This window comes from Rhizobium sp. K102 (genome assembly GCF_022385315.1).
GTDB lineage: Bacteria > Pseudomonadota > Alphaproteobacteria > Rhizobiales > Rhizobiaceae > Rhizobium > Rhizobium croatiense.
This window is the reverse complement of sequence record NZ_CP092436.1, coordinates 3,010,121-3,031,388: the sequence shown is the minus strand read 5'-3', so window position 1 is coordinate 3,031,388 and position 21,268 is coordinate 3,010,121. Positions and strand designations below refer to the sequence as shown.

The window sequence follows — 21,268 nt, the reverse complement described above, 5'->3', positions numbered from 1 at the left end:
CTCACACAAGCCCAATACCCGGGAGATTCTAATGAACACCTTCAAGCTCACCGTTGCCGCGCTCGCCGCAACCGCAGCTTTCGCTGGCGCTGCCGTCGCCCGTGACCAGATCCAGATTGCTGGTTCGTCCACCGTCCTGCCTTACGCAAAGATCGTTGCCGAGTTCCTTCGGCGAGACCTTCACCAACTTCAAGACCCCGGTCGTCGAATCCGGCGGTACGGGCGCTGGTCTGAAGGAATTCTGCAAGGGCGTCGGCGAAGACACGATCGACATTGCCAACGCTTCGCGTGCGATCAACAAGAACGAAGCCGAAGCCTGCAAGGCTGCCGGCGTGACCGACATCCAGGAAGTCAAGATCGGTTATGACGGCATCGTCTTCGCGACCGACTCTTCCAACCCCGATGTCGCCTACGTTCCCGCCGACATCTACAAGGCCCTCGCAGCCCAGGTCGTCGTCGACGGCAAGCTCGTCGCCAACCCCTACAAGAAGTGGTCGGAAGTCAACCCGAAGCTCCCGGCTGTTGACATCGCCGCCTATATCCCGGGCGAAAAGCACGGCACCCGCGAAGTCTTCGAACAGAACGTTCTCGCCGCCGGCTGCAAGGCTTCGGGCGCAACCGACGTCATCGCCAAGGCAATCTCCGACAAGGCTGCCCAGGGCAAGGCTTGCGTCGCAGTGCGCAAGGACGGCGCTGCCGTTGACATCGACGGCGACTATCCGGAAACCCTGGCACGCATCGCCGCCAACAAGACCGGCGTCGGCGTATTCGGCCTTTCCTTCTATGAAAACAACGCCGACAAGCTCAAGGTCGCAACCGTGAACGGTATCGTTCCGTCCACCGAAACGATCGCCAACGGCACCTATCCGGTTTCCCGCCCGCTGTTCTTCTACGTCAAGAAGGCACATCTCGGCGCCGTTCCGGGCCTGAAGGAATACGTCAACTTCTTCGTATCCGACCAGATGATCGGCCCCGAAGGCCCGCTGGCCGAATACGGCCTCGTTGCCGCTCCGGATGCCGAGCGCGAAGCGATCCGCAAGGCTGTCGAAGCCGGCAAGTCCATGTAATAACTTTGCCGGCGCGGTGCCTCTGAGCCCGCGCCGGCATTGCTTTATGCCCCTGCGTGCCGGCATGTCCGGTGCAGGGTTGAATTCCTTCTCCATGATTGGAAGCCGAAGGCAGGCTGATGAAGCCGCCGGCTTTTTGGGGGCCATGGGCCTGGGGACGTAACGAATGAGCACATCCGTCATACTTCTGTGCCTTGTGGTGATCGGCGCCGCCGCCTATCTGGTCGCGCGCAGCCGTGCCTCAGCACTTGCCGGGGGCAGATCCTCCGCACTGCATTCACGGCCGGCCTATTACGGCGCTTATGCGGCGATCTGGGCCGTTCTTCCTGCCCTCATCGTTCTCTGCGTCTGGCTCTCCGTCAGCCCCGGCATCATCCAGTCCTCCGTTCGCGGTGCTTTCCCTGACGAGGTCAAGGCCCAGGCCACGGTCGAGCAGGATCTGAGCTATTCGATGGTGGCGACGGTCGCCCGCGGCCTGACGATGCTGACTTCGGATGAAACCGCGGCGGTCGCAAACGATCCGGCCGCACTCCAGGCCAAGCTCAGCGAGAAGGGCGTGCCGCTCGCCGGCCAGCCGCAGCCTTACATGGTCACCGCCGCCAAGACGCTCAACGCCATGAGCCTGACGAGCCGCATGGCCATGACTGCGATCGTCTTCGTTCTGGCCGTCGCCGGCGCCTTCTACGCGCTGCGCTCCATCGCGCCCCGCTTCCGCGCCCGTAACCGCGTCGAGCGCGTCATGCTCTGGGCGCTGCTGCTCGCCTCCTCGATCGCCATTCTGACAACGATCGGCATCGTGTTGTCGATGCTGTCGGAGGCCACGCGCTTCTTTGCCGCCGTTCCGGCCGGCGAGTTCTTCTTCGGCACCGTCTGGGATCCGCGCTTTGCCGGCGCTGGCAGCTCGTCCTTCGGCCAGTTCGGCCTGATACCGCTGCTGCTCGGCACGCTCTATATCGGTCTGGTGGCCATGCTGGTCGCCGTGCCGGTCGGGCTTTTCGCCGCCATCTACATGGCCGAATACGCCTCGCCGAAGGTGCGCGGCGTCTCCAAGCCGCTTCTCGAAGTGCTGGCCGGCATTCCGACGATCGTCTACGGCTTCTTCGCGCTCGTCACCGTCGGTCCGTTCCTGCGCGATTTCTCCACTCAGATCAGCGGCCTGCTTTCCGGCAACTACAGCAACTTCATCCAGGCGCAGAGTGTTCTGACCGCCGGTATCGTCATGGGCATCATGCTGATCCCCTACGTGTCCTCGCTGTCGGACGATATCATCACCGCCGTGCCGCGAGCGCTGCGCGACGGTTCGCTCGGTCTCGGCGCCACGCGCTCCGAAACCATCAAGAAGGTGGTCCTGCCTGCAGCCCTTCCCGGCATCGTCGGCGCACTGCTGATGACTGCCTCGCGCGCCATCGGCGAAACCATGATCGTCGTGCTGGCCGCCGGTGTTGCCGCCCGCATCCAGATCAATCCTTTCGAGCCGATGACGACGGTGACCGTCAAGATCGTCAACCAGCTCACAGGCGACCTTGAGTTCACCTCGCCGCAGACGCTGGTAGCCTTTGCCCTCGGCATCACCCTGTTCTGCATCACGCTTTGCCTCAATATCTACGCGCTCTACATCGTGCGCAAATACCGGGAGCAGTACGAATGACGGATATTGTTTCTCCCACGGCCGGCACCGTTTCCAAGGCGCCAGCGCGCCGCGATATCGGCATCAAGCGTCGCTACGCCGCCGAGCGCCGGTTCCAGGTCTATGGCATCGCCGCCATCACCTTCGGTCTCGTCTTCCTGTTCATCCTGCTGTGGACGGTGATCGGCAAAGGCTACACTGCCTTCCAGCAGACGGCGATCACCCTGCCGATCGAATTCGCCGAGAAGACGATCGATCCTGATAACAAGCGTGCGAGCGATCCTTCGGTGCTGGTCGCCGCCAATTACCCGGTTCTGCTGCGCGACGCGATCGTCAAGCAGCTGAACATCAATGCTTCGAGCAAACCTGACGTGCGCGAGGCGACCGCCATGCTCTCCAAGAGCGCGCCGATCCAGCTGCGCGATATGGTCGTCGCCGATCCCTCGCTCATCGGCAAGACGGTCAATGTCTCGCTGCTCGCCGACGCCAATATCGACAGCGCCAACAAGGGCCAGATCGATCTCTCCGTCGATGAGAAGAACCGCAAGGTCAACGACAAGCAGGTGACCTGGATGAACCAGCTGAAGGCGAGCGGCGCTCTTCAGAAAGAGTTCAACACCGGCCTGTTCGTCAACGGCAACTCCAGCCGTCCGGAGGCCGCCGGCCTTGGCGTCGCCCTCATCGGCTCGCTCTACCTGATGCTGATCGTGCTGGCGCTTTCCCTGCCGATCGGCGTTGCCGCCTCGATCTACCTCGAGGAGTTCGCGCCGAAGAACAAGCTGACGGACCTGATCGAGGTCAACATCAACAACCTCGCTGCCGTTCCCTCGATCGTCTACGGTCTGCTCGGCCTTTCCGTCTTCATCAACTTCATCGGCCTGCCGCGTTCGGCCTCGCTGGTCGGCGGCCTGGTGCTGACGCTGATGACCCTGCCGACGATCATCATCGCCACCCGCGCGGCACTGCGCGCCGTGCCGCCGTCGATCCGCGCCGCAGCGCTCGGTCTCGGCGCCTCGAAGATGCAGATGGTGTTCCACCACGTCCTGCCGCTTGCCATGCCCGGCATCCTCACCGGCACGATCATCGGCCTGGCGCATGCGCTCGGCGAAACCGCGCCGCTGCTCCTGATCGGCATGGTCGCCTTCGTCGCCAACGCGCCGACCACGCCGCTCGAACCCTCGACGGCCCTGCCGGTGCAGGTCTATATGTGGGCGAACGAGGCCGAACGTGCCTTCGTGGAGCGTACTTCGGGTGCCATCATCGTCCTGCTCCTGTTCCTGATCGTCATGAACATGGGCGCCATCCTCTTGCGTCGTCGCTTCGAGCGCCGCTGGTAAACGGAGTTAAACATCATGAACATGTTGACGGAAGCTGCAGTTGAAAAGGCGCTGGATCAGAAGATGAGCAACGTCCCGTATAAGATGATCGGACAGGATGTCTCGGTTTACTACGGCGAGAAGCGCGCGCTTTTCGATGTGAACCTGAACATCCGCGAAAACACCGTAACTGCCCTGATCGGCCCTTCGGGCTGCGGCAAGTCGACCTTTCTGCGAAGCCTCAACCGCATGAACGACACGATCGAGGGCTGCCGCGTCACCGGCAAGATCACGCTTGATACAGACGATATCTATGATCCCGACATCGACGTCGTCGAGCTGCGCGCGCGCGTCGGCATGGTGTTCCAGAAGCCGAACCCGTTCCCGAAGACGATCTACGAAAACGTCTCCTACGGCCCGCGCATCCATGGCCTGGCCAAGTCGAAGGCCGATCTCGACCAGATCGTCGAGACAAGCCTGCAGCGCGCCGGCCTCTGGAACGAGGTCAAGGACCGCGTGCACGAGTCCGGCACCGGCCTCTCCGGCGGCCAGCAGCAGCGCCTGTGCATTGCCCGTGCCGTCGCCGTCAGCCCTGAGGTCATCCTGATGGACGAGCCCTGCTCGGCGCTCGACCCGATCGCCACCGCCAAGGTCGAGGAGCTGATCCACGAGCTGCGCGAGAACTACACGATCGTCATCGTCACCCACTCCATGCAGCAGGCGGCGCGCGTGTCGCAGCGCACGGCCATGTTCCACCTCGGCAACCTCGTCGAGGAGAACGACACCGACAAGATGTTCACCAACCCGGACGATCCGCGCACCCAGGACTACATCATGGGTCGCTTCGGCTGATTGCGGCAGTCCGAAGCCTTCCCGTTATTCGAGGACAAAGCCCCATGGCATCGACACATATTTATTCTGCCTATGATGATGATCTCAAGTTCCTCTCCAGGCGGATTTCCGAAATGGGCGGCCTAGCCGAGCAGATGGTCGCCGAATCCGTTCGCGCCCTGGTCAACGGCGACACCGCGCTGGCGCAGAAGGTCATCTCCGACGATGTGATCCTCGATCACACCGAACGCGAAATCGGCGACAAGGCGATTGTCACCATCGCCCGCCGCCAGCCGATGGCCTCGGACCTGCGCGAAATCATGGGTTCGATCCGCATCGCCGCCGATCTTGAACGCGTCGGCGACCTCGGCAAGAACACCGCCAAGCGCGTCATCGCCGTGCAGAGCACCGGCGTTCCGCGCAAGCTCGCCCGCGGTCTCGAGCATCTGTCCGAGCTGGCGCTCGTCCAGCTCAAGGAAGTGCTCGACGTCTATACGACGCGCGCCGCCGACAAGGCGACCGCCATCCGCGAGCGCGACAACGAGATCGACGCGATGTACACGTCGCTGTTCCGCGAACTCCTGACCTATATGATGGAAGATCCGCGCAACATCACGAGCTGCACGCATCTTCTCTTCTGCGCCAAGAACATCGAGCGCATCGGCGATCACGCCACCAATATCGCCGAGACGATCTACTACATGGCAACCGGCGCCCAGCCGGAAGGCGACCGTCCAAAGGACGACAGCGCCAACACCGTCGGTGCCGCCACGGAATAACCGTGCCGGACCAGCCCATCGCGTGCGCGCCCGTCCGGGCGCGCAAAGAGGTCGCAGCCAATTTCTGATTTTGCGCGGGATCCCTTGCTTAAATCACCCCCGGTTTAAGGATCGTGCGCGAGGAGACGGACACGCATGATCCCGAGAGTTGCAGTTGTTGAAGACGAGGAAGCCCTCAGCGTGCTTCTCCGTTATAATCTCGAAGCGGAAGGCTTCGAAGTCGATACCATCCTGCGCGGCGACGAGGCCGAAATCAGGCTTCAGGAGCGAACGCCCGATCTTCTCATCCTCGACTGGATGCTGCCCGGCGTCTCCGGCATCGAACTCTGCCGGCGCCTGCGCATGCGGCCGGAAACCGAACGGCTGCCGATCATCATGCTGACGGCGCGCGGCGAGGAGAGCGAGCGCGTCCGCGGTCTGTCCACCGGCGCCGACGATTACGTCGTCAAGCCGTTCTCGACCCCCGAGCTCGTTGCCCGCGTCAAGGCCATGCTGCGCCGCGCCCGCCCGGAGGTGCTGTCCTCGGTGCTGAAATGCGGCGATATCGAGCTCGACCGCGAAACCCACCGCGTCCATCGCAAGAGCCGCGAAGTCCGCCTCGGCCCGACCGAATTCCGCCTCTTGGAATTCCTGATGTCGTCGCCGGGCCGAGTCTTTTCCCGCTCGCAATTGCTCGACGGCGTCTGGGGCCACGATATCTATGTCGACGAACGCACCGTCGACGTCCATGTCGGCCGCCTGCGCAAGGCGCTGAACTTCTCCAACATGCAGGATGTCATCCGCACCGTCCGCGGCGCCGGTTATTCGATGGAAGCCTGAGGGCGCCGTCTGGTTGGTCCGGGCGTCGGAGCCGCGTAACGCAAAACGCGGCCGACAGATCACTGCACGGTGCGGTTCCTGCCGCTCGCGTCCCCCACACTCCGTCGTCCTCGGGCTTGACCCGAGGACCCATACGAGTGGGGCACTTCGTTTCCATGAACGAGCGGCATGCGCGCGGCATGGATACTCGGGTCAAGCCCGAGTATGACGGAGAACGGGGACAGCGGCCGGCAAGAGGCGCGACGTCTGGCGGAATTCCAGCAAGATTGCGCGGGTGGTTTGCGTGGGAACGCGGAAATAGAGAGGGCACTCCAAGAAACCCAACACGCACTTGGCGGTTCTTACCGCATGCGTTCCCCCACACTCCGTCGTCCTCGGGCTTGCCCGAGGACCCATGACCGCAAGCACCGCGTTCGCGTCACCCAATCAAAAAACGGGCCTTCCAGCCCGTTTTCGCATTTCCAGCAATGGTTGTCCGCTCAGCTGACCCGCGCTGCCGCCCGGCGCCGTTCGTTGACCGGCTGATAGGCAAGCTTCTGGTGATAGCTGCAATAGGGCGAATTATCCGGGAATTCGCAGCCGCAGAAGTGGAAGTCGTCCTTCAGCGGATCGCCGACCGGCCATTTGCAGGTGCGTTCGGTCAGTTCCGTCAGGCCGAGGCGGCGGGAAATCGGCACGACCACATTGCCCTTCGGAACATATTCCATTTCCTCGACGGCATCGATCTCGATCTCTTCCTTCAGCATCGTTGCGCCCTGCTGGCGGGTCACGGTGCGGGTGGTGATCCGGGAGGCGTAGTTCGGCGCGCGCGGCGCCGATGTCTGGCGCTTCGGCGTGCGCGCCGCGGTGGCTGTGCCGCCGGCCTTGGCGCGGCCCGGCAGGCTCAGCCGGTGCACCTTGCCGATAACGGCGTTTCGGCTCACGCCGCCAAGTTGTGCCGCGATCTGGCTGGCGCTCAGCCCTTCGGACCACAGCTTCTTGAGTTTCTCGACCCGCTCGTCTGTCCAGTTCATGCCCTGTCTCCACCTTTTGCGTTGGTGATGGCAGAATCCCTCACCGTTGTCCCGGAAGCCTCCGAAACAAGAAACGCTTGATCAATTTTGGTGACTAGTTCCGCCGCATGCAGTCTAGTAATTGAACTTTAACCTAGTGTGAGGCTGACTCCGTGACAAGAGTCGCGGGAATCCGGATGAATCGAATTCCGAGTTTTCCCCAACTTGCTGCCTCTGCGTGTCATTTCTGCAATAATGCCTGTTGAAGGCTGATAATGCCGCTGTACAAGCTTGCTGCATCCGCTAAGGGCGCAGTTTTGTTGACATTGCAGCGCGAAAAGGAAATAGTACCGATCGCCGCCGAAAGGCGGCATTTTTGATTTTTCGGGCCCGGTTTTCTTAGCCGGAGTCCGTGCTTGACAACACTGATCGGGAGACCCGCGCCATGGCCGAAGCCGCGCCGCTTTATGACACCTATTCTCGTGCCCCGCTGCGGTTCGAGCGAGGGCAGGGCGTATGGCTGATCACCGAAAGCGGCGAGCGCTATCTCGATTTCGGCGCCGGCGTCGCCGTCACCTCCGTCGGCCATGGCAATCCCCATGTGGTCGCCGCCTTGAAGGAGCAGGCCGACAAGGTCTGGCACCTCTCCAACATCTATGAGATCCCCGGCCAGGAGCGCCTGGCCAAACGGCTGACGGAGGCCACCTTCGCCGACAAGGTGTTCTTCACCAATTCCGGTGCCGAGGCGCTCGAATGCGCGATCAAGACGGCGCGCCGCTATCAGTTTTCCAAGGGCCATCCCGAGCGCTTCCATATCATCACCTTCGAAGGCGCCTTCCATGGACGCACGCTTGCGACGATCGCCGCCGGCGGCCAGGAGAAATATCTCGAAGGCTTCGGCCCCAAGACGCCGGGTTTCGATCAGGTGCCGTTCGGCGACATCGAGGCGGTGCGCGCCGCCACCACCGATGCGACGGCGGCAATCCTCATCGAGCCGGTGCAAGGCGAGGGCGGCGTGCGCCCCGCCACAGCTGAGTTCATGAAGGCGCTGCGCCAGATCTGCGACGAGAAAGGCCTGCTGCTGATCCTCGACGAGGTCCAGACCGGGGTTGGCCGCACCGGCAAGCTCTTCGCCCATGAATGGTCGGGCATCACGCCCGACATCATGGCTGTCGCCAAGGGCATCGGCGGCGGCTTCCCGCTCGGCGCCTGCCTTGCCACATCAGAGGCCGCCTCCGGCATGAAGGTCGGCACCCATGGTTCGACCTATGGCGGCAATCCGCTGGCCATGGCCGTCGGCGGCGCCGTACTCGATGTTATCCTCGCGGACGGCTTCCTGGAACATGTGCGCGACGTCGCGCTGGTCTTCCGTCAGGGGCTGGCCTCGCTGAAGGACCGTTATCCCGATGTGATCGAGGATATCAGGGGCGAGGGCCTGCTGCTCGGCGTCAAGGCGGCCGTTCCCTCGGCCGAACTGCTGCAGGCGATCCGCGCCGCGCATCTGCTCGGCGTGCCGGCCGGCGACAACGTCATTCGCCTTCTTCCGCCGCTCGTCGTCACCGCCGAGGAAGCCCGCGAGGGTCTCGCCCGCCTCGAGCGCGCCGCCGAGAGCATCCGCGCCTCCAAGGTCAAGAAGACGGCTTGAAGGGATTGCCGCCTTCGGGCGCACGACAGGTAAGAACATGGCTCCTAAACATTTCCTCGATCTTTCGGCCGTCACATCGGCCGACCTCAGAACCATCATGAACGATGCGCTTTCCCGCAAGCAGGCCTTCAAGGCCGGCCAGGGCGACAAGCCGCTCGGCGGCAAGATGCTGGCGATGATCTTCGAGAAGCCGTCGACGCGCACCCGCGTCTCCTTCGACGTCGGCATGCGCCAGCTCGGCGGCGAAACGCTGTTTTTGTCCGGCACCGAAATGCAGCTCGGCCGCGCCGAGACGATCGGCGACACCGCCAAGGTGCTGTCGCGCTATGTCGATGCGATCATGATCCGCACCACCGAGCACTCGCGCCTGCTGGAGCTTGCCGAGCATGCGACCGTGCCCGTGATCAACGCGCTGACGGATGACACCCATCCCTGCCAGATCATGGCCGACATCATGACCTTCGAGGAGCATCGCGGCCCGATCAAGGGCAAGACCATCGCCTGGACCGGCGACGGCAACAATGTGCTGCATTCGCTGGTCGAGGGGGCCGCGCGTTTCGGCTACCGCATGAACATGGCCGTACCCCTTGGTTCGGAGCCCAAGGATCACTATCTGAACTGGGCCCGCAATGAGGGCGCCGAAATCATGCTCTGCCATGATGCCGACCGCGCGGTCGAAGGCGTCGATTGCGTGGTGACCGATACCTGGGTCTCCATGAATCAGGAACATCGGGCCCGGGGTCATAACGTCTTTCAGCCTTATCAGGTCAATGCGGCCTTGATGGCCAAGGCCGGTAGCGATGCATTGTTCATGCATTGCCTGCCTGCCCATCGCGGCGAGGAAGTGACGGATGAGGTGATCGACGGCCCGCAATCCGTGGTCTTCGATGAAGCGGAAAACCGTCTTCACGCGCAGAAGTCGATTCTTGCTTGGTGCCTGGGCGCGATCTGAACCATAATCGGACGCCGCGCGCGAACAACGCGCGGCCGCGCGAGCGAAGGGCACACTTGCTCATCGCTTGAAAACTAGGAGTGAAAGCCATGGCAGAAGCTGCAGCCGCCCTCGGCCAGTTCGATTTCGCCGGCGATGACCATGTCGTCCCTTTCCAGGTGGAGGGTCTGGATGTGCGCGGCCGCGCCGTCCAGCTCGGCCCGATGCTCGATGCGATCCTCGAGCGCCATCATTATCCCGCGCCCGTCGCCCGGCTGCTTGCCGAAGTCGTCGTGCTGACGGTGCTGCTCGGCACCTCGCTGAAGTTCGACGGCAAGTTCACCGTGCAGACCAAGGGCGATGGCCCGGTCGATCTCCTCGTCGCCGATTTCTCGACGCCGGAAAATGTCCGCGCCTATGCCCGTTTCGATCAGGCGCTGCTTGCCAAGGCGGTTGAAGCGGGCGAAACCGAGCCGGAACAGCTGCTCGGCAAGGGGGTGCTCGCCTTCACCATCGACCAGGGCAAGTTCGCGCAGCCCTATCAGGGCATTGTCGCGCTTGACGGCACCTCGCTCGAGGAGATTGCCGGTGTCTATTTCCGCCAGTCGGAACAGATCCCGACGCGCGTGCGCCTTGCCGCGGCCGAGCTCTTCGATCGCGACGATGCCGGCAAGCCGCGCCATCGCTGGCGGGCCGGCGGCCTCGTCGCCCAATTCCTGCCCGAAGCGCCTGAGCGCATGCGCCACCCGGATCTCCACGGCGGCGATGGCGATAACGGCGACCGCCCGCATGGCGAGGACGACGCCTGGGTCGAAGCCCGCTCACTGGTCGAGACGATCGACGCCGACGAGTTGACCGACCCGCTTGTCGGCACCGAGCGGCTCTTGTTCCGGCTGTTCCACGAACGCGGCGTGCGCGTCTACGAACCGCGCGCCGTCTTCGATCGCTGCAGCTGTTCGCGCGACAAGATCAAGGGCGTGCTGAAGGGCTTTTCGGCCGAGGAGATCGAGGAAAGCCAGGAAAACGGCGAGATCGCCGTGACCTGCGAATTCTGCTCGACCACCTACCGGTTCGAGCCGACCGAGCTTCAGCCGGCTGAGTAGGATCGATTGAGGACACGTCGAACAAATACAAAAGATTAGCGATGATCCCAGCACAGTGACTCGACTTTCGGTAGTCACTGTGCACCTATTATCCAACTGGCTCTTTGGGGATGGGGCCTTCATGCGCTTTTTGTATTTCGTACTCGCATTCATGGCTGCGATGCCACGAATTGGCTTGGCTGATGACGAGACAATCCAATGGAAAGAGGTCGGGGGCTGGAGCGTGGCTGTCGACCCGACTTTAGACAATGGCTGTTTTGTTCTGACTTCCTTTGATGACGACACCATTTTTCGTCTTGGCTTCAATTTCCGAAAAAAGGACAACCCTCTTTACATTCTGCTCGGAAATCCAAACTGGAAATCCTTAGAGAAAGGTAAGCATTATCCCATCGAACTCTCGTTCGACCAGTCTAAACGGACGGTTGATGCGAGAGGTCTGGATCTCGCTGGCCTCAAATCATTATGGATTGATTTCAAGGATCCCGATTTGGTTGAGGAGTTCGCTGGCAAACTGAGTTTCCGCGAGCTTTAGAGGAAAGCAGATTGTTGCCCTCGGTCTGAAAGATTCCGCCCGGGCAGCGGATGAGTTGCTCGCCTGCCAAAAGGCGGTAAACGATGCGGTCGCAAAACAGCCGGCGCCGCCACAATCAAAAGATCCGTTCGAAGCAAAGCCGGGCACCCAGGCCTCGGATCCTTTTGACCTTTAGCAGATTGATGACTGGGCAAGCCCGAGGATCCACGACCGCGGGTACGGCGTCCATGTCGGTACTGACTGGAAGGCTGCATCCGGCCGCAGGCGGCCGCATCCACGCGCAGTGCTTGCCGCATGGGTCCTCGGGTCAAGCCCGAGGACGACGGAGAGTGGGAAGAAACGAGCGGCAAGAGGCGATACGTCTCGGAATTCCAGCAAAATGCGCAAGCGAATTTGCGTGAGAAGCACGTAAAGCAAACCCCACTTCCAACAAAACCGCTGCGCACTTTTGCTGAAGTTGTTCCCGGCCTCTCGCCTCTTGCCGGCCGTTGTCCCCACGCTCCGTCGTCCTCGGGCTTGACCCGAGACTCATGCGGCAAGCACGGCGTTCGTGTTCGCACTGACGAAGCGACCGCGAACCTGCGCGCTCAATTGAGCACGCGCAGCAGCCCAGGTGAATCCAGCGAGAAGGCGGGGATGTCGACGTCGAACAGTTCGCCTTCGTCCGTTTCCATCTGGTAATGGCCGAACATCAGCCCGGAGGGCGTGTCGAGCGGGCAGCCGGAGGAATATTCGTAGGTGTCGCCGGGGCTGAGCCGCGGCTGTTCGCCGACGACGCCGGGGCCGGTCACCTCGTCCACCACGCCGTTCTGGTCGGTGATGTTCCAGTAGCGGTTGATGAGGCGAACGGCGACGCCGGAATTGTTGCTGATGACAATCCGGTAGCCCCAGACATAGCGATCGTCTTCCGGATCGGATTGCTCCTCCAGATAGAATGGTTCGACGACGACTTCGATATCTCTAGTGAGGGCGCGATACATGCCTTGCACCTTAGTCAAGATATGTTACCCGTATCTTATAAGAAGGCCCTATCCGTCAAGAAACGGAACGTTGATCGGTGATGAAACAGCCGTGATCGCATGGTTTTCGATCGTTAAGCCTAATTGTCAGTATTATTTTATTTGGCAGAGCCGGTGCGCCGATCCCGCGGCCGAACCCGGAGGCTCGGCCGCCAATGATGTCGATCAGGCCGAGGCCTTGGCAAGCGCCTTGGCGAAATCCTCGATCAGGTCGTCCGTATCCTCGATGCCGGCCGAAAGACGAACGGTGCCCGGCGAGATGCCGAGTTCGGCGCGCGCCTCTTCCGTCAGGTTCTTGTGGGTCGTCGTCGCCGGATGGGTGATCAGGCTCTTGCTGTCGCCGAGATTGTTGGAGATCTTGATGATATCGAGCGCGTTCTGCAGCGCGAAGGCCGCGTCCTTGCCGCCCTTCAGTTCGAAGGCGACAAGCGTCGAGCCGCCGGTCATCTGCCTGGCGATGATGTCGGCCTGCGGGTGGTCCTTGCGGCCGGGATAGATAACCTTGGCGACCTTGTTCTGCTCGGCCAGGAAATCGGCGATCTTTGCGGCATTCTGCGTCTGCTGACGCACGCGCAGCGGCAGCGTCTCGATGCCCTTCAGCAGCGTCCAGGCGTTGAACGGCGACATGGCCGGGCCGGTATGGCGGAAATAGTCGTGCAGGTTCTCGTCGATCCAGGCCTTGTCGGCCAGCACCACGCCGCCGAGGCACCGGCCCTGGCCGTCGATATGTTTGGTGGCGGAATAGACGACGATATGGGCGCCGAGTTCCAACGGCTTCTGGAAGAGCGGCGTGGCGAAGACGTTGTCGACCACTACCTTGGCGCCGACCTGGTTGGCGAGTTTTGCCACGCCGGCGATATCGACGATCTCGAGCGTCGGGTTGGTCGGGCTTTCCAGGAAGAACACCTTGGTGTTCGGCCGGATTGCCTCTTCCCAATTCTTGAGGTCGCGGCCGTCGACCAGCGTGCATTCGATGCCGTATTTCGGCGCCAGCGTTTCCACCACCCAGCGGCAAGAACCGAAGAGGGCGCGCGCGGCAACGATATGGTCGCCCGCCTTGACCTGGCAGAGGATCGCGGCGCTGACGGCGGCCATGCCGGAGGCGGTGGCGCGGGCATCTTCGGCACCTTCGAGCATGCACATGCGCTTTTCGAACATGTCGTTGGTCGGGCTGCCGTAGCGGGCGTAGATGTAGCCGTCCGTCTCGCCCTTGAACCGGGCCTCGGCGGCTTCCGACGTGTCATAGACGAAGCCCTGCGTGAGATAGATTGCCTCGGACGTTTCGCCATATTGCGAACGCAGCGTGCCGCCATGGACGAGTTGGGTTGCCGGGCGCCAGGTCTTGCTCATGCCATCACCTTCAAATAACAAAAAAACCGGCCGCAAAAGCAGACCGGTTTCATAACCCGGTCTTTTTAGCCACTTGTTTAACGTGGCTGCAAGCCGACCGGCCAAATCACCACGGGATAAATCTGCAATACTGCTGTTAGCTGCTTGCGTCAATTCCCCGTATTTGGTTTTGTCGGCGCAAAAGATGGATGGGGCATGATGGCTCGCAAAACTGGAATTCTGGCGGACCGCGCGATCGCAGCGCTGTTTGAAACGGGGCGTCTTAACTCCGAGCGGGAGCTGGACCGCGATCAGATCCAGCCGGCAAGTCTGGACCTGCGCTTGGGGTCCAAGGCCTTTCGCGTCCGCGCCTCCTTCATGCCCGGTCCCTCGCATCTCGTGTCGGACAAGCTCGACCGCCTCAGCCTGCACGTGATCGATCTGTCCCAGGGCGCGGTGCTCGAAACCGGCTGTGTCTACATCGTGCCGCTGATGGAGAGCTTGGCGCTGCCGGCCGATATGTCGGCCTCGGCCAATCCGAAGAGCTCGACCGGCAGGCTCGATATCTTCACCCGCGTCATCACCGATTACGCCCAGGAATTCGACAAGATTCCACCAGGCTATTCCGGCCCGCTCTATCTCGAAATCAGCCCGCGCACCTTTCCGATCGTCGTGCGCCGCGGCTCGCGCCTGTCGCAGATCCGCTTCCGCGTCGGCCAGTCCATGCTCGGCGAACCGGAACTCTTGAAGCTGCACGAAAGCGAGACGCTCGTCGCCAGCAAGCAGCCGAACGTATCGGGCGGCGGCATCGCGCTGTCGATCGATCTCAGCGGCGACAAGGACGGCCTGATCGGCTATCGCGGCAAGCACCACACCGCCGTCGTCGATGTCGACGAGAAGGACCAGCACGACATCTTCGATTTCTGGGAGCCGCTCTATAGCCGTGGCCGCAACGAACTGATCCTCGATCCCGACGAATTCTATATCCTCGTCTCGCGCGAGGCCGTGCATGTGCCGCCGGATTATGCCGCCGAAATGACCCCGTTCGATCCGCTGGTCGGCGAATTCCGCGTCCACTACGCCGGCTTCTTCGATCCGGGCTTCGGCCATGCGCCTGCCGGCGGGCGCGGCAGCCGCGCCGTGCTCGAAGTGCGCAGCCACGAAGTGCCCTTCATCCTCGAGGACGGCCAGATTGTCGGCCGCCTCGTCTACGAACACATGCAGGAAAAGCCGGCGAGCCTCTACGGCTCCGGCCTCGGCTCCAACTACCAGGCCCAGGGCCTCAAACTCTCGAAACACTTCCGCATCTGAGGCGCAGCACTCGAGGGCGACTTGACAGCAGCCCCCATCTGTTGGAAATCTCAACCCGTCGCGGGTGTAGCTCAATGGTAGAGCAGCAGCTTCCCAAGCTGAATACGAGGGTTCGATTCCCTTCACCCGCTCCAGCCCCTCGTCACAGAAATCTCATTCTTCGTCCGTGTCGCCCGCGATGCGCTTGACCGCATCGGCGGCGGTTTCCAGCAGTCGCTCCGACATGGCCTCATCGGTCATGATGCGAGAGATGGTTACGGCGCCGACCATGAGGGACAGCACGATCATGGCTTTCTCGTACTGTTTTGTGCCGTCCGATGCCGGGATCAATTCGTCGAGGATCCGAAGATGCGCTTCAATGCCATCCTGGAACGGAGCGCGCACCTCTTCGCTCTGGCGCGCCGCATCGGATCCGAGCGCAGCCAGGGGGCAGCCGTCGCCTTTCTCTTCCTGGTGCCCGGTCGACAGATACATGCCGACAACCGCGCCGAAGGGATCGCTGCTTCCGGCGGCAACTCTCGACCACCGGCGAATTGCACTCTCCATCGCTCGGCCGGACGCCAGCGCCGCAAGATCGTCTTTCGATCGGAACTGTTTGTAAAATCCGCCTTGGGTGAGGCCGGCACCTTTCATCAGATCTTTCAGTCCGATGCCGTCGAAACCATGCTCCCGGAAGAGCCGGCTTGCGACATTGATCACCGTTTCGCGGTTGGCCTCGGCCTGGGCACGGCTGACTCTCATAGCGACCTCCAATTAGATTTCATTTGACATCTATACCAGTTTTAGAGTTAGATCGCAATCTAAATGATCCGCCGTGCCGGTCAATAAGGGTTAATGAGATGAATCGCAAAATATTACTTGGCGCTTTCGCACTTGTGGCTGCTGCCGGCGCCACCGCTTTCGTGCTTTTCGAGGAGCCGTCCAAAGCCAGTGCAAAAGCCGCCGATCCCCGCACGGCACCCCCCTTCGTCAAGCTGGTGGAGGCAAAAAACCCGGAGGCAGCCGAACGCACCTTCACGGGCACCATCGCCTCCCGGGTGCAGAGCAATCTCGGCTTCCGTGTGCCCGGCAAGATCATGCAGCGTTATGTGGACGTTGGCGTGCCGGTCAAGGCCGGTCAGCCGCTGATGCGTGTCGACGAGACCGATCTGCGTCTGGCTTTGACGGCGAAACGAAACGCGGTCGCCGCAGCGCAAGCAGTGCTGATCCAGGCGCAAGCCGACGAGCGGCGCTATGCCGCCTTGGTGAAAAATGGATTGGCCGCGACGCCGCAGCGCTATGAGCAGGCAAAGGCAGCCCTCGACACCGCCACCGCGCAGCTTGCCGCGGCGGAAGCGGACGCGAAGGTCGCAGAGAATGAGACCGCCTATTCCGTCCTCGTTGCCGATACCGATGGGACGGTTGTCGAAACGCTCGGCGAGCCGGGGCAGGTGGTGACGGCAGGACAAACCGTCGTCCGGCTCGCACAGGCCGGTCCGCGTGAAGCACTGGTCTGGCTTCCTGAATTCCTGCGGCCTGAGATCGGTCAGACAGCCGATGCCAGCATCTACGGAAACGAAGGCCGGCGGGACAGGGCGCGGCTGCGGCAGATTTCCGACGCCGCCGACCCTCAAACCCGCACCTATGAAGCGCGCTGGGTTCTGGATGGCGCAGCAGCGTCGGCCCCGCTGGGCGCGACGGTGACGATCAGGATCTCCAACAGCAGGGGACCATCGCAGGCCGCGGTGCCTGTCGGCGCGGTTCTGGATGACGGCAGCCGAACCGGCGTGTGGGTCTTCGATGAGAAATCTTCAACCGTCCACTTCAGGCAGGTGAAAATTGAACAAATAGGCGAGGAGGTCGCGGTGGTTTCCAGCGTTAAAGCAGGCGAGCCGGTCGTCGCTCTCGGCGCCCATCTGCTGCAGGACGGCGCCAGCGTGCGCACCAAGGTAGAACAGGCAGAGGCGGCAAAACAATGAACTTCAATCTATCCGCGCTCGCCGTCCGCGAACGGGCCGTTACGCTGTTCTTCATCATTCTGCTGGCCGCCGCCGGCGCCTATGCCTTCGTCAAGCTTGGGCGCGCGGAGGACCCCTCATTCACCATCAAAACCTTGACCGTGACGACCGTGTGGCCGGGCGCGACGGCGCGCGAGATGCAGGATCTGGTCGCCGAGCCGCTGGAGAAGCGCCTCCAGGAACTCACCTGGTACGATCGTGTCGAGACGACAACCCGGCCGGGATACGCCTTTTTGACTGTGACGCTGAAGGACAGTACGCCGTCCACGGCGGTCGAAGAGGAATTCTACCAGGCCCGAAAGAAGCTTGGGGACGAGGCCCGCAATCTGCCCCAGGGCGTCTTCGGTCCTTTCGTCAACGACGAGTATTCCGATGTCAGCTTCGGCCTTTATGCGCTGAAGGCCAAGGGCATGCCGATGCGCGAGCTGGTGCGCCAAGCCGAGGTGATCCGTCAGGATCTTCTGCATGTGCCTGGCGTCAAGAAGATCAACATCCTCGGTGAGCGGCCCGAACAGATCTTTGTCGAATTTTCCTATGCGAAGCTCGCCACCCTCGGCATTTCGGCACAGGACATCGCGGCCGCTCTGCAGCGGCAAAACGCCGTGACGCCGGCGGGGTCGATCGATACGCGCGGCCCGCAGGTCTTCATTCGCTTCGATGGCGCCTATGACAGCATCCAGGCGATCGCCGACACGCCGATCGTCGCAGCTGGACGCACGCTGAAACTCTCGGATTTTGCCGAAGTGCGGCGCGGTTACCAAGATCCGGCCACCTATCTCATCCGCCATGACGGCGAGCCCGCCATCATGCTCGGCGCGGTGATGCAGCAGGGCTGGAACGGTCTGGAACTCGGCAAGGCGCTGGAGGAAAGATCCTCCGCGATCGCCAAGACCCTGCCGCTCGGCATGACGCTCGCCAAGGTCAGCGACCAGGCCGTCAATATCCAGGAGGCCGTCGGCGAGTTCATGCTGAAATTCGCCATGGCGCTCGGCGTCGTGTTGTTCGTCAGCCTCGTCAGCCTTGGCTGGCGCGTCGGGATCGTCGTGGCTCTGGCCGTTCCGCTGACCCTTGCCGTCGTCTTCCTCATCATGCTGGAGACCGGCCGGTTCTTCGATCGCATCACCCTCGGTGCGCTGATCCTGGCGCTCGGCCTTCTGGTCGACGACGCCATCATCGCCATCGAGGTGATGGTGGTGAAGATGGAAGAGGGGATGGATCGCATCAAGGCGGCCGCCTATGCCTGGAGCCATACGGCGGCCCCGATGCTGTCGGGCACGCTCGTGACGATCATCGGCCTGATGCCGGTCGGCTTTGCCCGGTCGACCGCCGGCGAATATGCCGGCAATATCTTCTGGGTCGTCGGCTTTGCGCTGATCGTATCCTGGGTCGTCGCGGTGATCTTCACGCCCTATCTCGGTGTCAAGATGCTGCCGGCGATCAAGCCGGTCGAAGGCGGCCATCACGCCATCTACAACACCCCGAATTACCGGCGCCTACGGCGGCTGATCGAGTTTACGGTGCGCCACAAGTTCGTCACCTGTGCGGTGGTCGCCATCGCCATGGGGATCTCCGTCGTGGGAATGGGCGCGGTGAAACAGCAGTTCTTCCCGACGTCGGATCGTCCGGAAGTTTTGGTTGAAGTGCGCATGCCTGAAGGGACCAGTATCGAGACCACGGCCGCCACGGTCGGGAAGCTCGAAGGCTGGCTGCAGCAGCAGCCGGAGGCAAAGACAGTCACGAGCTATATCGGTCAGGGCGCTCCTCGTTTCTTCTTTGCCATGGCGCCTGAGCTGCCGGACCCGTCCTTCGCCAAGATCGTCGTGCTGACCCCTGACGCTCACACACGCGAGGCTTTGAAGCTTCGCCTGCGTGCGGCCATCTCAGATGGGCTCGCTCCCGAAGCCTATGTCCGCGTCACCCAGCTGGTCTTCGGCCCCTATACGCCGTTTCCGGTCGAGTTCCGCATCATGGGTCCTGATGCCGACCAATTGTACCGGATCTCCGAAAAGGCCCTTGAAATCATGAAGAGCGTGCCGGATGTGCGCCAGGCGAACCGCGATTGGGGCAACCGCGCGCCGGTGCTGCGCTTCGTTCCCGACCAGGAACGGTTGGGCCTGATCGGCCTTTCGCCGGCGGAGGCCGCCCAACAGATGCAACTGTTGCTGAGCGGGATCCCGATTACCGAGGTTCGCGAGAATATCCGCAACGTGCCGGTCATCGCGCGCAGCGCTGGCGACAACCGGCTCGATCCCTCGAGATTGGCAGACTTCTCGCTGATGAGCCGGGATGGTCGCCAGGTTCCGCTCGATCAGATCGGTCATTCCGAAATACGGTTTGAAGAACCGATCCTGAAACGTCGCGATCGCACGCCCGTTGTCACGATCCGTTCCGATATCGACGAGGCGACGCAGCCGCCGGAAGTGTCCCAGCAGGTCCTGAAGGCGCTTCAGCCGCTGATCGCCTCGCTTCCTCTGGGCTATCGTATCGAGATGGGCGGAAACATCGAGGAATCCCTCAAGGCCAACACCGCCCTCGTCAAAATCTTCCCGGCGATGATTGCCGCCATGCTGATCGTTATCGTGCTGCAGGTCCGCAGCCTGTCGACGATGACCATGGTCATGCTGACGGGGCCGCTCGGTCTTGCCGGGGCGGTTCCGGTCCTGCTTCTCTTCAATCAGCCCTTCGGCTTCAACGCCATTCTCGGATTGATCGGACTGGCTGGAATCCTGATGCGCAATACCTTGATCCTGACGGAACAGATCAAGGACAACAAGGCAGCCGGTCTCGACGATTATCACGCCGTCGTCGAGGCGACCGTGCAGCGGACGCGTCCCGTTATTCTGACAGCCCTTGCGGCCGTGCTTGCCTTCATACCTCTTACGCACTCGGTGTTCTGGGGGTCGATGGCCTATACGCTGATCGGTGGAACGGCGGTTGGGACCGTGATGATCCTGCTTTTCCTTCCTGCCCTCTACGCGACATGGTTCCGCATCAAGCTGACGAAAAATGAAAGTCACGAAAACGCACCGAAGGACGTGGAGTTACCAACAGCGATGGCTGCCGAGTGACCTTCCGGAGGCGGCGATGATTTTTGCGGATGCGAGCGGAAGTGGCCTTGAGCAGTCGCGGACGCGGATTCTTGAGGTGGCGGAAAAGCATTTTCGGCGGATCGGCTATCATAAGACGTCCGTCGCCGACATCGCCTCGGAGCTCGGCATGAGCCGCGCGAATGTTTATCGCTTCTTTCCGTCAAGGACGGCAATCAACAGCTCCGTCTGCGGAGTTGTTGTCAAGGAGGTTGCTGAAATCGCTCTGGCGATTGCACGAACGGATGCGCCGGCGAGCAAAAAGCTGGTTGACCTTTTGACCGCCATTCACCGGCACAGCACGAGAATATTGGTGGAAGATAGGCCCATGCACGAGCTGCTCGTCGCCGCCATGGATGGAAGTTGGGCAACCATCAACGCACATAACGAGCAAATCCTGGCAATCCTCAAAGCACTTGTCCGCGAGGGCCAGCAAACGGGCGAGTTCAAGGTCGACGACGCCGACGAAGCTGCACAGGGCATCATCACCGCGTTCTTGCCGTTTTTCCATCCGATTCTGGTAGAGCAACGGGTTCAGGAGGCAGGGGCCACCGCGGTGAGCCTGGATGCGCAAATCCGCTTCATCATGAAAGCTCTCGGCAAATCAGATCCGCGCGCCGCGGCTCATCCCAGCGACTGAGATCGGCGCTCTTCCCCTTCAGAGAAAGGACATCCATGAAGATCGGAATCATCGGCGCTGGAAATATCGGCGCAACTCCGGCCGGGCGGGCACTGGCGCTATCTGATCCGAGGTCCTCAGGCTCATGCCGCTGGGCTTATCAGCAAAAAAGTGCTTGATTTTATATTTCGATTGACATCTAAAATAAATAGATGTCAATCGACATCTTACGTGCTTATTTGTGAAGCAGCGCCTGCGCGTTGAG

General features: G+C 61.9%; 17 protein-coding genes, 1 tRNA gene, 1 pseudogene and 1 riboswitch. Of the genes and pseudogenes, 15 read left to right on the top strand and 4 right to left on the bottom strand.

The window, feature by feature from the left end; all coding sequences use genetic code 11:
* Positions 1-31 precede the first annotated feature (31 nt).
* From MHI61_RS20945 to phoB, 6 genes and pseudogenes are all read left to right on the top strand, one after another.
* A pseudogene (locus tag MHI61_RS20945) lies at positions 32-1,067 on the top strand (substrate-binding domain-containing protein).
* 166 nt (positions 1,068-1,233) lie between these two features.
* Positions 1,234-2,715: a phosphate ABC transporter permease subunit PstC gene (gene pstC, locus MHI61_RS20940; protein WP_239790354.1), complete on the top strand. Its 1,482-nt coding sequence runs from the start codon at positions 1,234-1,236 to the stop codon at positions 2,713-2,715.
* Complete coding sequence (pstA, locus tag MHI61_RS20935; protein ID WP_239790353.1) at positions 2,712-4,031, top strand: phosphate ABC transporter permease PstA; 1,320 nt, start codon at positions 2,712-2,714, stop codon at positions 4,029-4,031. The genes pstC and pstA overlap by 4 nt, the downstream gene beginning before the upstream one ends.
* 15 nt (positions 4,032-4,046) lie before the next feature.
* Entirely contained in the window at positions 4,047-4,862 is an 816-nt protein-coding gene (gene pstB, locus MHI61_RS20930; RefSeq protein ID WP_239790352.1) for a phosphate ABC transporter ATP-binding protein PstB, read from the top strand.
* A gap of 44 nt (positions 4,863-4,906) precedes the next feature.
* Entirely contained in the window at positions 4,907-5,620 is a 714-nt protein-coding gene (phoU, locus tag MHI61_RS20925; protein ID WP_096764942.1) for a phosphate signaling complex protein PhoU, read from the top strand.
* 135 nt (positions 5,621-5,755) lie between these two features.
* On the top strand, positions 5,756-6,439 hold the full coding sequence (gene phoB / locus MHI61_RS20920; protein WP_004672768.1) for a phosphate regulon transcriptional regulator PhoB: 684 nt from the start codon (positions 5,756-5,758) through the stop codon (positions 6,437-6,439).
* Positions 6,440-6,918: 479 nt separating this feature from the next.
* Here phoB and MHI61_RS20915 read toward each other — a convergent pair whose 3' ends face one another.
* Positions 6,919-7,452: a GcrA family cell cycle regulator gene (locus tag MHI61_RS20915; RefSeq protein WP_239790351.1), complete on the bottom strand. Its 534-nt coding sequence runs from the start codon at positions 7,450-7,452 to the stop codon at positions 6,919-6,921.
* Between the two features lie 424 nt (positions 7,453-7,876).
* On the opposite strand from MHI61_RS20915, the gene MHI61_RS20910 reads away from it, so the two are divergent.
* From MHI61_RS20910 to MHI61_RS20895, 4 genes are all read left to right on the top strand, one after another.
* Positions 7,877-9,076 (top strand): aspartate aminotransferase family protein, encoded by a 1,200-nt coding sequence (locus MHI61_RS20910; protein ID WP_239792886.1) that lies wholly within the window; start codon positions 7,877-7,879, stop codon positions 9,074-9,076.
* Between the two features lie 37 nt (positions 9,077-9,113).
* Entirely contained in the window at positions 9,114-10,028 is a 915-nt protein-coding gene (argF, locus tag MHI61_RS20905; protein WP_239790350.1) for an ornithine carbamoyltransferase, read from the top strand.
* 89 nt (positions 10,029-10,117) lie between these two features.
* Entirely contained in the window at positions 10,118-11,110 is a 993-nt protein-coding gene (locus MHI61_RS20900) for an Hsp33 family molecular chaperone (RefSeq protein ID WP_096764944.1), read from the top strand.
* Positions 11,111-11,231: 121 nt separating this feature from the next.
* Positions 11,232-11,642, top strand: coding sequence for a hypothetical protein (locus MHI61_RS20895; protein WP_239790349.1), 411 nt, complete (start codon positions 11,232-11,234; stop codon positions 11,640-11,642).
* Positions 11,643-12,229: 587 nt separating this feature from the next.
* Here the strand turns inward: MHI61_RS20895 and apaG are convergent.
* Together apaG and MHI61_RS20885 are read right to left on the bottom strand one after the other, a co-directional pair.
* Complete coding sequence (gene apaG, locus MHI61_RS20890) at positions 12,230-12,622, bottom strand: Co2+/Mg2+ efflux protein ApaG (RefSeq protein ID WP_010029240.1); 393 nt, start codon at positions 12,620-12,622, stop codon at positions 12,230-12,232.
* A gap of 204 nt (positions 12,623-12,826) precedes the next feature.
* The gene (locus tag MHI61_RS20885) at positions 12,827-14,011 is read right to left on the bottom strand and encodes an O-succinylhomoserine sulfhydrylase (RefSeq protein ID WP_239790348.1); all 1,185 of its coding nucleotides are present in this window, start codon (positions 14,009-14,011) and stop codon (positions 12,827-12,829) included.
* 44 nt (positions 14,012-14,055) lie between these two features.
* A riboswitch (SAM riboswitch) is annotated at positions 14,056-14,134 on the bottom strand.
* Between the two features lie 72 nt (positions 14,135-14,206).
* Between MHI61_RS20885 and MHI61_RS20880 the strand changes: the two genes are divergently transcribed.
* The gene (locus MHI61_RS20880; RefSeq protein ID WP_239790347.1) at positions 14,207-15,301 is read left to right on the top strand and encodes a 2'-deoxycytidine 5'-triphosphate deaminase; all 1,095 of its coding nucleotides are present in this window, start codon (positions 14,207-14,209) and stop codon (positions 15,299-15,301) included.
* A 60-nt stretch (positions 15,302-15,361) separates the two neighbouring features.
* Positions 15,362-15,435, top strand: a tRNA-Gly gene (locus tag MHI61_RS20875).
* 19 nt (positions 15,436-15,454) lie between these two features.
* Here the strand turns inward: MHI61_RS20875 and MHI61_RS20870 are convergent.
* Positions 15,455-16,042 carry a TetR/AcrR family transcriptional regulator gene (locus MHI61_RS20870; RefSeq protein WP_239790346.1) on the bottom strand — a complete coding sequence of 196 codons (588 nt, stop codon included), beginning with the start codon at positions 16,040-16,042 and terminating at the stop codon, positions 15,455-15,457.
* Positions 16,043-16,140: 98 nt separating this feature from the next.
* On the opposite strand from MHI61_RS20870, the gene MHI61_RS20865 reads away from it, so the two are divergent.
* From MHI61_RS20865 to MHI61_RS20855, 3 genes are read left to right on the top strand one after another with little or no spacing between them, the layout of a single operon-like run.
* Entirely contained in the window at positions 16,141-17,259 is a 1,119-nt protein-coding gene (locus tag MHI61_RS20865; RefSeq protein ID WP_239790345.1) for an efflux RND transporter periplasmic adaptor subunit, read from the top strand.
* Complete coding sequence (locus MHI61_RS20860) at positions 17,256-20,366, top strand: efflux RND transporter permease subunit (protein ID WP_239790344.1); 3,111 nt, start codon at positions 17,256-17,258, stop codon at positions 20,364-20,366. Before MHI61_RS20865 ends, MHI61_RS20860 begins: the two co-directional genes overlap by 4 nt.
* Positions 20,367-20,382: 16 nt before the next feature.
* Entirely contained in the window at positions 20,383-21,024 is a 642-nt protein-coding gene (locus tag MHI61_RS20855) for a TetR/AcrR family transcriptional regulator (protein ID WP_239790343.1), read from the top strand.
* The last annotated feature ends 244 nt before the right edge of the window (positions 21,025-21,268 follow it).